The 11,262-nt window shown below is 55.5% G+C and carries 10 protein-coding genes; all 10 read left to right on the top strand.

Translation table 11 applies throughout. The features are described from left to right. A complete protein-coding gene (gene murD, locus Q7C21_RS05420; protein ID WP_003854752.1) occupies positions 1–1,317 on the top strand; it encodes a UDP-N-acetylmuramoyl-L-alanine--D-glutamate ligase in 1,317 nt (438 codons plus the stop codon). Continuing rightward, positions 1,317–2,531: a cell division protein FtsW gene (gene ftsW / locus Q7C21_RS05415; RefSeq protein WP_003854750.1), complete on the top strand. Its 1,215-nt coding sequence runs from the start codon at positions 1,317–1,319 to the stop codon at positions 2,529–2,531. Before murD ends, ftsW begins: the two co-directional genes overlap by 1 nt. Next, positions 2,528–3,586, top strand: coding sequence for an undecaprenyldiphospho-muramoylpentapeptide beta-N-acetylglucosaminyltransferase (gene murG, locus Q7C21_RS05410; RefSeq protein WP_003854746.1), 1,059 nt, complete (start codon positions 2,528–2,530; stop codon positions 3,584–3,586). The genes ftsW and murG overlap by 4 nt, the downstream gene beginning before the upstream one ends. 70 nt (positions 3,587–3,656) lie before the next feature. After that, positions 3,657–5,135 (top strand): UDP-N-acetylmuramate--L-alanine ligase, encoded by a 1,479-nt coding sequence (gene murC / locus Q7C21_RS05405; protein WP_008925575.1) that lies wholly within the window; start codon positions 3,657–3,659, stop codon positions 5,133–5,135. Further along, entirely contained in the window at positions 5,125–6,045 is a 921-nt protein-coding gene (locus tag Q7C21_RS05400; RefSeq protein WP_008925576.1) for a D-alanine--D-alanine ligase, read from the top strand. The genes murC and Q7C21_RS05400 overlap by 11 nt, the downstream gene beginning before the upstream one ends. A 1-nt stretch (position 6,046) precedes the next feature. Beyond that, complete coding sequence (gene ftsQ / locus Q7C21_RS05395) at positions 6,047–6,886, top strand: cell division protein FtsQ (protein WP_375150487.1); 840 nt, start codon at positions 6,047–6,049, stop codon at positions 6,884–6,886. Further along, entirely contained in the window at positions 6,883–8,139 is a 1,257-nt protein-coding gene (gene ftsA / locus Q7C21_RS05390; RefSeq protein WP_003854739.1) for a cell division protein FtsA, read from the top strand. Before ftsQ ends, ftsA begins: the two co-directional genes overlap by 4 nt. Positions 8,140–8,210: 71 nt before the next feature. Next, positions 8,211–9,365: a cell division protein FtsZ gene (ftsZ, locus tag Q7C21_RS05385; RefSeq protein WP_003854738.1), complete on the top strand. Its 1,155-nt coding sequence runs from the start codon at positions 8,211–8,213 to the stop codon at positions 9,363–9,365. Between the two features lie 101 nt (positions 9,366–9,466). Then, positions 9,467–10,384 (top strand): UDP-3-O-acyl-N-acetylglucosamine deacetylase, encoded by a 918-nt coding sequence (gene lpxC, locus Q7C21_RS05380; protein ID WP_008925578.1) that lies wholly within the window; start codon positions 9,467–9,469, stop codon positions 10,382–10,384. 301 nt (positions 10,385–10,685) lie between these two features. Next, positions 10,686–11,192 carry a secA translation cis-regulator SecM gene (secM, locus tag Q7C21_RS05375; protein ID WP_003854732.1) on the top strand — a complete coding sequence of 169 codons (507 nt, stop codon included), beginning with the start codon at positions 10,686–10,688 and terminating at the stop codon, positions 11,190–11,192. Positions 11,193–11,262 lie beyond the last annotated feature (70 nt).

The following is an 11,262-nucleotide window of genomic DNA, read 5'->3' as shown; positions in this document are numbered from 1 at the left end:
ATGGCTGACTATCGGGGTAGAAAAGTTGTCATTATCGGGCTGGGCCTTACCGGGCTCTCCTGTGTTGATTTCTTTTTAGCGCAGGGCGTAACGCCCCGCGTGATGGACACCCGTGTCTCGCCGCCGGGGCTGGATAAATTGCCCGGGCAGGTTGAACGTCACCTGGGCGGCATCAACGGTGACTGGCTGCTGGCGGCCGATCTGATTGTTGCCAGCCCTGGCGTCGCGCTGGCGCATCCGATTCTTAGCGAAGCCGTCGAAGCCGGAATCGAAATCGTCGGTGATATTGAGCTGTTCTGCCGCGAGGCGCAGGCACCTATCGTGGCGATCACCGGTTCCAACGGTAAAAGCACCGTTACAACGCTGGTGGGTGAGATGGCGAAAGCCGCGGGCTGGCAGGTGGGCGTTGGCGGCAATATCGGTCTGCCCGCGCTGAGTCTGCTGCAATCACCCGCGCAACTTTATGTACTGGAACTTTCCAGCTTCCAGCTTGAGACCACATACAGTCTGAAAGCGGCTGCGGCAACCGTGCTCAACGTCAGTGAAGATCATATGGATCGCTATCCGCTGGGTATGCAGCAGTATCGCGCCGCCAAGCTGCGGGTTTATGAGAATGCACAGATCTGCATCGTTAACGCCGATGACGCACTGACAATGCCGGTCCGCGGCGCAGATACCCGCTGTGTCAGCTTTGGTGTCGATTTTGGTGACTATCACCTGAATAAGCAGCAAGGCAGCATCTGGCTGCGGGTGAAGGGCGAGAAAGTCCTGAACACCGCTGAAATGAAGATGGTGGGACAGCACAACTATACCAACGCGCTGGCGGCGCTGGCGCTGGCCGATGCGGTCGGTCTGCCACGCGCCTCAAGCCTGGCGGCCTTAACGCACTTTAATGGTCTGGCGCATCGTTTCCAGCTGGTCCATGAACATCAGGGCGTGCGCTGGATCAATGACTCCAAAGCGACCAATGTCGGCAGCACCGAAGCGGCGCTCAATGGCCTGCAGGTTCAGGGAACGCTGTGGCTGCTGATGGGCGGTGATGGTAAGTCAGCCGATTTTACGCCGCTGATCCCCTGGCTGCAGGGCGACAACGTGCGTCTTTACTGCTTTGGCCGCGACGGTGATGCGCTGGCCGCGCTGCGTCCTGATATCGCCGTGCGCACAGAAACCATGCGGCAGGCGATGGAGCAGATCGCGCCGCAGGTTAACGCAGGCGATATGGTTCTGCTGTCGCCGGCCTGCGCCAGCCTTGACCAGTTCCGTAACTTTGAGCAGCGCGGTGAGCAGTTCGCGCAACTGGCGAAGGAGTTGAGCTGATGCGTATTCCTGGTGCCGGACTGGCGGGATATTTCTCAGGACGCCTGAAAGATTGGGTCATGGGCGCACGTGAAAGTGATGACTCTTCACTGGTGCTCTATGACCGCACACTGCTATGGCTCACGCTGGGCCTGGCGGTGATTGGTTTTGTGATGGTGACGTCGGCATCAATGCCGGTGGGTCAGCGTCTGAATGACGATCTCTTTTACTTCGCCAAGCGTGATGCTTTCTACATCGTGCTGGCATTAGGTATGGCACTGGTCACGTTGCGGGTGCCGATGGATTTCTGGCAGCGCTACAGCAACGTGATGCTGATGGTCACGGTGGCGATGCTGCTGATTGTTCTGGTAGTTGGTAGCTCGGTAAACGGTGCATCGCGCTGGATTGCACTGGGTCCACTGCGTATCCAGCCGGCTGAGTTGTCGAAGCTCTCTCTGTTCTGTTATCTCGCCAGTTATCTGGTGCGCAAAGTGGAAGAGGTGCGTAACAACTTCTGGGGCTTCTGTAAGCCGATGGGCGTGATGGTCGTGCTGGCCGTGTTACTGCTGGCACAGCCGGACCTCGGTACGGTGGTTGTGTTGTTTGTGACTACGCTGGCGATGCTGTTCCTGGCCGGTGCCAAGCTGTGGCAGTTCATGGCAATTATCGGCTCCGGCATTTTTGCGGTAATTCTGCTGATCATTGCAGAACCCTACCGTATGCGCCGTGTGACGTCGTTCTGGAATCCGTGGGAAGATCCCTTTGGTAGCGGCTACCAGCTGACTCAGTCGCTGATGGCATTTGGTCGCGGTGAATTCTGGGGGCAGGGGCTCGGTAACTCTGTGCAAAAGCTGGAATATCTGCCGGAAGCCCATACCGACTTTATTTTCGCCATCATCGGGGAAGAACTCGGCTACGTCGGTGTGGTATTGGCACTTTTAATGGTATTCTTCGTCGCTTTTCGTGCGATGTCGATTGGCCGTCGTGCTCTGGAACTGGATCAGCGTTTTTCCGGCTTTTTAGCCTGTTCGATTGGTGTCTGGTTCAGCTTCCAGGCGCTGGTTAACGTCGGGGCTGCCGCGGGTATGTTACCGACCAAAGGTCTGACCTTACCGCTGATCAGTTACGGTGGGTCGAGTCTGATCATTATGTCGACCGCCATCGTTTTTTTATTACGCATAGATTATGAAACGCGCCTGGCGAAAGCGCAGGCGTTTACCCGAGGTGGTCGATGAGCGGTAAGCGATTGATGGTGATGGCAGGCGGAACCGGCGGACATGTCTTTCCCGGTCTGGCTGTCGCCCATCACCTGATGGAACAGGGCTGGCAGGTTCGCTGGTTAGGCACCGCCGACCGTATGGAAGCCGATCTGGTGCCGAAGCACGGCATCGAAATCGACTTTATCCGCATCAGCGGACTACGCGGTAAGGGCATGAAAGCGTTGCTGCTGGCACCGCTGCGCATCTTCAATGCATGGCGTCAGGCGCGTCGCATCATGAAAGCGTGGAAGCCGGATGTCGTGCTGGGCATGGGCGGCTACGTTTCCGGTCCGGGCGGCTTAGCGGCCTGGAGCTGCGGTATTCCGGTTGTGCTGCATGAGCAGAACGGTATTGCCGGTCTGACCAATAAATGGCTGGCGAAGATCGCCACCAAAGTTTTGCAGGCGTTTCCGGGCGCGTTTCCTGCCGCCGACGTGGTAGGAAATCCGGTTCGCACTGACGTTCTGGCACTGCCTTTACCTGCGCAACGTCTGGCAGATCGTCATGGCCCGATTCGGGTGCTGGTGATTGGTGGAAGTCAGGGCGCACGGATACTGAACCAGACGCTACCGCAGATTGCGGCGCTGGTGGGTGATGAGATCACCCTGTGGCATCAGACCGGTAAAGGGGCGCTGCCTGAAACAGAGAAAGCGTATCAGCAGGTCGGTCAGACGCAGCATAAAGTGACCGAATTTATTGATGATATGGCTGCTGCTTATGCCTGGGCTGATGTGGTGGTATGCCGCTCCGGCGCGTTAACCGTGAGCGAAGTTGCTGCCGCTGGTTTACCGGCCATTTTTGTGCCGTTTCAGCACAAGGATCGCCAGCAGTACTGGAACGCGCTGCCGCTGGAAAAAGCGGGCGCCGCCAGAATTTTTGAGCAGCCGCAATTTACTGCGGAGGCTGTAGCGGATCTGCTACGCCACTGGGATCGTGCAACACTGCTGACGATGGCTGAACAGGCCCGTCAGGTGGCTATCCCCGATGCGACTGAACGAGTCGCTCAGGAAGTGGCTCGCGCCGCAAAGTAATCATTCCGGTCAGCGCGTCTGACCTGTACCCGGACTGGGTACAAACTGAAATAGCAGGTAACAGAGAGCGATGAATACACAACAATTGGCAAAACTGCGTTCTATCGTGCCCGAGATGCGTCGCGTCCGGCACATCCACTTTGTCGGCATCGGCGGTGCTGGCATGGGCGGTATTGCCGAAGTGTTAGCAAATGAAGGCTACCATATCAGCGGTTCAGATCTGGCCCCTAACCCGGTGACGCAGAATCTGATTGCGCTGGGTGCCACTATTTATTTTAACCATCGCCCTGAAAACGTGACTGATGCCAGCGTGGTCGTGGTTTCCAGCGCCGTTTCGCAGGATAACCCTGAACTGGTAGCGGCACGTGAACAGCGCATTCCGGTGATCCGTCGCGCGGAGATGCTGGCTGAACTGATGCGTTTCCGTCACGGCATTGCCGTTGCAGGGACCCATGGCAAAACGACGACGACGGCGATGGTGTCGAGCATTTATGCGGAAGCGGGTCTCGATCCGACCTTCGTTAACGGCGGACTGGTTAAAGCAGCTGGAACCCATGCCCGTCTGGGTAACAGCCGGTATCTGATTGCTGAAGCGGATGAGAGCGATGCGTCGTTTCTGCATCTGCAGCCGATGGTGGCGATTGTGACCAACATTGAAGCTGACCATATGGACACCTATCAGGGCGATTTTGAGAACCTGAAGCAGACCTTTATTAACTTCCTGCACAACCTGCCGTTTTACGGTCGTGCGGTGATGTGCGTGGATGATGCAGTTATTCGTGACCTGCTTCCTCGCGTGGGCCGTCATATCACCACGTACGGTTTCAGTGACGATGCGGATCTGCGCATTGAAAACTACGAGCAGAGTGGTGCGCAGGGGCATTTCACTCTGATTCGTCAGGATAAAGCGCCGCTGCAGATTACGCTGAACGCGCCGGGCCGCCACAATGCCCTGAACGCAGCAGCCGCTGTCGCCGTCGCCAGTGAAGAAGGCATCGAAGACAATGCGATTCTGGCCGCACTGGAGAGCTTCCAGGGCACAGGTCGTCGCTTTGATCTGCTGGGTGAATTCCCGACCGAGCCGGTCAATGGACAACCGGGCACCGCGATGCTGGTGGATGATTACGGTCATCACCCAACCGAAGTTGACGCGACGATTAAAGCCGCGCGCGCAGGCTGGCCAGATAAAAAGCTGGTGATGGTGTTTCAGCCGCACCGTTATAGCCGTACCCGCGATCTGTTTGATGATTTCGCCAACGTACTGTCGCATGTCGATGTGTTGCTGATGCTGGATGTGTACTCCGCTGGTGAGACCGCGATTCCAGGCGCTGACAGTCGTTCGCTCTGCCGTGCCATTCGTAACCGGGGCAAGGTCGATCCGATTCTGGTGCCGGAACATGACGCACTGCCGGAGATGCTTGCACCGCTGCTGTCAGGCAATGACCTGATTCTGGTACAGGGTGCCGGGAACGTCGGCAAGGTTGCCCGCAAGCTGGCGGACACGAAGCTCCAGCCGGAACGCAAAGCGGAGGATCGTCATGGCGGATAAAGTTGCAGTATTAATGGGTGGCACGTCGGCAGAGCGCGAGGTTTCGCTCAACTCGGGTCAGGCCGTGATTGCCGGATTGCGGGAAATGGGTATCAATGCACATGGCATCGATACCCGCCATGTCTCCGTGCTGACGCTAAAAGAGCAGGGGTTCACCAAAGCCTTTATCGCGCTACATGGTCGCGGCGGTGAAGATGGCACGATGCAGGCGGTGCTGGAATTCCTGCAACTGCCTTACACCGGCAGCGGCGTGATGGCATCGGCGGTGACGATGGATAAGTTGCGCACCAAACTGCTGTGGCAGGGTCGTGGTTTACCATCAGGAAAATTTGTCTGGCTGACGCGTCAGCAGTTTGAGGGCGGGCTGGATGAGGAGAGCAACGCGGCGATTGCAGCGCTTGGCCTGCCACTGTTTGTGAAGCCAGCCTGTGAAGGCTCCAGCGTGGGCATCAGCCGTGTTAACGATCTGCACGCGCTGCCAGCGGCACTGGAGATGGCGTTTAAGTACGACAATGACGTACTGGTCGAGGCGTTTCTCAGCGGCGCGGAGTATACCGTCGCGATTGTGGGCGATCGTATCCTGCCCTCAATAGAAATAAAGAGCGCCAGCGAGTTCTATGACTATGAAGCTAAATACATTTCTGACGATACTCAGTACGTCTGTCCGGCCGAGTTAAGTGCTGAACGTGAAGCTGAATTGCAGCAGCTGGTGCTGGCGGCCTGGCGTGCGCTGGGCTGTCGTGGCTGGGGACGGGTTGATGTGATGACCGACGGGGAAGGGCGCTTTCAGTTACTGGAAGCCAATACTTCACCAGGCATGACCAGCCACAGTCTGGTTCCTATGGCAGCAAAACAGGCGGGTATGAGCTTCCCGCAGCTGGTAGCCCATATTCTGGAGTTGGCCGACTGATATGTCACAGGCGGCGATGAGAGTTCGAAACCGTGAACCGCAGGAGCGTACTCGCACCGGGCGCAGTAACGGTGCCCGACTGTTCGGCATTTTTTTCCTGCTGATCGTTATCGGGATTATGGTTGCCGGCGGGCTGGTGGTGCTGAAGTGGATGAACGATGCGTCCCGGCTGCCGTTGTCAAAACTGGTGGTGACAGGACAGACGCATTACACCACACACGACGATATTCGACAGGCGATTTTGTCGCTGGGTCCGCCCGGCACGTTTATGTCACAGAATGTGGACATTCTGCAGCAGCAGATTGAGCGGCTGCCGTGGATTAAACAGGTCAGTGTGCGTAAGCAGTGGCCGGACGAACTGAAGATCCACCTGGTGGAGTATACGCCGGTGGCGCGCTGGAACGATTTGCATATGGTGGATGCAGAAGGTAACGCCTTCAGCGTACCCGCCAGTCATGTCGGCAAAGAGACACTGCCGATGCTGTATGGGCCAGAAGGGAGTGAGAAAGAGGTCCTGGCAGGCTATCACAGCATGGATGATGTGCTAAAAGCCCGGAAGTTTACCCTGAAGGTGGCGTCAATGACGGCCCGTCGTTCATGGCAGCTGGTCACCAGTGATGATGTACGTATCGAACTGGGACGCAGCGACACCATGAAACGACTGAATCGCTTTATTGAGCTCTACCCGGTACTGCAACAGCAAGGTCAGAACGAGAGCAAACGTATCAGCTACGTGGATTTGCGATATGACTCGGGCGCTTCTGTTGGCTGGACACCGGTCGTGATGGAGCCACAGGACAGTAATCAGCAACAGAACCAGGCACAGGCTAAACAACAATGATCAAGGCAACGGACAGAAAACTGGTAGTTGGACTCGAAATCGGCACTGCGAAAGTTGCCGCCCTGGTTGGGGAAATTCTGCCCGATGGTATGGTCAACATTATTGGGGTGGGCAGCTGTCCTTCCCGTGGTATGGATAAAGGTGGCGTAAACGATCTTGAGTCGGTGGTGAAATGCGTTCAGCGCGCCATCGATCAGGCTGAGCTGATGGCGGATTGCCAGATCTCCTCCGTCTACCTTGCTTTATCGGGCAAACATATCAGTTGTCAGAACGAAATCGGGATGGTTCCGATTTCAGAAGAGGAAGTGACTCAGGATGATGTAGAGAATGTCGTACATACCGCTAAATCGGTGAGAGTGCGCGACGAGCATCGCATCCTGCACGTTATTCCTCAGGAATACGCGATCGACTATCAGGAAGGGATCAAGAATCCGGTTGGGCTTTCTGGCGTGCGTATGCAGGCGAAAGTGCACCTGATCACCTGCCACAACGACATGGCGAAGAACATCGTTAAAGCCGTTGAGCGTTGCGGACTGAAAGTGGATCAGCTGATTTTTGCCGGTCTCGCCTCCAGTTTTGCCGTTTTGACTGAAGACGAACGTGAGCTGGGCGTGTGTGTTGTCGATATTGGTGGCGGTACAATGGACATAGCCGTATATACCGGCGGCGCTTTACGGCACACTAAGGTTATTCCGTATGCAGGCAACGTTGTCACCAGCGATATCGCCTATGCGTTTGGCACACCGCCAACGGATGCTGAAGCGATTAAAGTGCGTCATGGTTGCGCGCTGGGCTCGATTGTCGGCAAAGATGAGAACGTTGAGGTACCGAGCGTGGGCGGACGTCCACCACGTAGCCTGCAACGTCAGACGCTGGCGGAAGTGATTGAGCCGCGTTATACCGAACTTTTGAATCTGGTTAATGACGAGATTCTGCAGTTACAGGAACAACTGCGTCAGCAGGGCGTAAAGCATCACTTAGCCGCAGGCATTGTCCTGACCGGTGGTGCAGCGCAAATTGAAGGACTGGCGGCCTGTGCGCAACGCGTATTCCATACGCAGGTGCGTATCGGACAGCCGCTGAATATTACCGGCCTGACTGACTATGCGCAGGAATCGTACTACTCCACTGCCGTGGGACTGTTGCATTACGGCAAAGAGTCGCACATGAACGGTGATGCAGAGACCGAAAAACGGGTCTCAGTAGGTAACTGGTTCAAGCGTATTAACAGTTGGTTAAAAAAAGAGTTTTAATTTTTGTGAAAGGGGATCATGCTGTTTTCTTTAGTGATCTCCAGGCGACAGGCACATAACGGAGAGAAATCATGTTTGAACCTATGGAATTAACCAACGACGCGGTGATTAAAGTCATCGGCGTCGGTGGCGGCGGCGGTAACGCCGTAGAGCACATGGTACGCGAACGTATCGAAGGTGTGGAATTCTTTGCTGTGAATACCGACGCGCAAGCGCTGCGTAAAACAGCTGTCGGCCAGACCATTCAGATCGGTAATAACATTACCAAAGGTCTGGGTGCGGGTGCGAATCCGGAAGTAGGCCGTAACTCAGCAGAAGAAGATCGCGAAGCACTGCGGGCTGCGCTGGAAGGGGCAGACATGGTCTTCATCGCAGCAGGCATGGGCGGCGGTACCGGTACCGGTGCAGCCCCTGTAGTTGCTGAAGTGGCTAAGGATCTCGGTATCCTGACGGTGGCCGTTGTTACCAAGCCGTTCAACTTCGAAGGCAAAAAGCGCATGGCGTTTGCTGAGCAGGGGATCGCTGAACTTTCTAAGCACGTCGATTCACTGATCACTATTCCCAACGACAAGCTGCTGAAAGTGCTGGGCCGTGGTATTTCCCTGCTGGATGCATTTGGCGCTGCTAACGACGTGCTGAAAGGCGCAGTCCAGGGTATTGCCGAGCTGATCACCCGTCCGGGCCTGATGAACGTCGACTTTGCTGACGTGCGTACAGTGATGTCCGAAATGGGCTATGCCATGATGGGTTCAGGCGTTGCGTGCGGTGAAGATCGTGCGGAAGAAGCGGCTGAAATGGCGATCTCCAGCCCACTGCTGGAAGATATTGATCTGTCAGGCGCCCGTGGCGTGCTGGTCAACATTACTGCGGGCTTCGACCTGCGTCTGGATGAGTTTGAGACCGTGGGTAACACTATCCGCGCCTTCGCCTCTGACAACGCAACCGTTGTAATCGGTACCTCTCTGGATCCGGAAATGAATGACGAACTGCGCGTCACTGTCGTGGCAACCGGTATCGGCATGGACAAACGTCCGGAAATCACGCTGGTCACCAACAAGCCAGCCAGCCAGCCAGTGATGGATCATCGCTATCAGCAGCACGGTATGTCACCGCTGCCGCAGGAGCAAAAACCAGCTGCCAAAGTCGTTAACGACCAGGCTGCGCAGTCGAACAAAGAGCCTGACTATCTTGATATTCCGGCCTTTTTACGTAAGCAGGCCGATTAGGATTAACCCTATAATTGGGATTATCCGCTCTTTGTGCTAAAGTGTCTGTCCGCTGGTAAAGTATACTGGCGGTCGGAAAGGTGATACTGCGAGATAATGCGATGATCAAACAAAGGACATTAAAACGTATTGTTCAGGCGACGGGTGTCGGTTTACATACCGGCAAAAAAGTCACACTGACATTACGCCCTGCGTCGGCTAATACCGGGGTCATCTATCGTCGCACCGACTTGAATCCACCGGTAGATTTTCCGGCTGATGCAAAATACGTGCGCGACACCATGCTGAGTACCTGCCTGGTGAATGATGAAGGCGTGCGTATTTCAACGGTTGAACACCTCAATGCCGCCTTGGCGGGTCTGGGTATCGACAACATTATTGTTGAAGTCGATGCGCCGGAAATCCCGATCATGGATGGCAGCGCAGCACCGTTTATCTATCTGCTGATGGATGCGGGTATCGAGCAGCTCAACAGCGCGAAGAAATTTGTGCGTGTTAAGCAGACCGTGCGTGTGGAAGAGGGTGACAAATGGGCCGAGATCAAACCGTACAACGGTTTCTCGCTTGATTTCACCATCGACTTCAAACACCCGGCTATCGACTCCAGCTCACAGCGCTATGCGATGAACTTCTCTGCTGACGCCTTTGTTCGTCAAATCAGCCGGGCGCGTACATTTGGCTTTATGCGTGAAATCGAATATCTGCAGTCTAAAGGCCTGTGCCTGGGCGGTAGCTTAGATTGTGCGATAGGTCTGGATGATTTCCGCGTACTGAATGAAGAAGGTCTGCGTTTTGAGGACGAGTTTGTTCGTCACAAAATGCTGGACGCGATTGGCGACTTGTTTATGTGTGGTCACAACATCATTGGCGCATTCTCTGCGTTTAAATCGGGTCACGCGCTGAATAACAAGTTGCTGCAAGCGGTTCTGGCTAAGCAGGAAGCCTGGGAATGGGCGACCTTCGAAGACGAAGCTGAACTGCCAGTGGCATTCAAAGCACCGAATCTGGTTCTGGCTTAACTACCCCAGAACGTGAAACGGCTGGTTATGCTGACACCCTCTCCGGTCAGCGGCGCCAGCCGTTTTTTTATGGCTTTCTGTCATACTCCTGACGATTGCGACGTCGCTCGCAACACATTGTCTGTTCTGCTGAATTGCTGAACAATCACACGCCTTTTCTCACGCCGCCACTTTAATCCCAGGTGTGGATGCCCCACATTAATGTTACTATCTGTGGCGCTTTTACAGGCCGAAATCCGTTGCGGCTCGCGGCGGGTACACGAAAACAAGAGCGCAACAGAGCGTGCGCGATGGAAAGGTTGTGATCGGGATTCTTCAGCGCTGGCGACAATTAGGTAGACGCTATTTCTGGCCTCATCTCCTGTTAGGGATGGTAGCGGCCAGCTTTGGCCTGCCAGCCTGTGCGCAAAGCGCCGAACCCAACGCGTCCTCTGAATCGCCAGCCAGCAGCCTCTTTCTTGGCAATGCCACACGCTTTGATCATTTAATCCGGCTCCAGGAAGCGTCACGGCGCCCGAGCTTCAGCGTGGATTACTGGCATCAGCACGCCATCCGCACCGTTATTCGTCACCTCTCTTTCACGCTTGCCCCCCAGGCGCAGGCGGAACAACAGCAGTTACCGCTGGCGGCCCAAAAGCTGGCGCTGATTGACTCACTGCATAATTTACTGACATCGCACTCTGCGCTGCATACCGCACCGCAGCAGATGGCAACACCGCCTCTCTTCATGGCCGTTACCCGTTCATGGGTAGAATGGCATGCCAGTGTGCATGGCATCCGCGCCGGACCCGCCCGATTGTTCTGCTAATAGTATTGGTTTTACTCACTCTGTTTAGATTTCGCAGTCCGGAATATTCCGGCTGAATTGAGAATATATT

Origin of the sequence: Pantoea sp. ANP04, assembly GCF_041982285.1 — a bacterium.
Taxonomy (GTDB): domain Bacteria; phylum Pseudomonadota; class Gammaproteobacteria; order Enterobacterales; family Enterobacteriaceae; genus Pantoea; species Pantoea eucalypti.
This window is presented reverse-complemented; position numbering and strand designations above follow the sequence as displayed.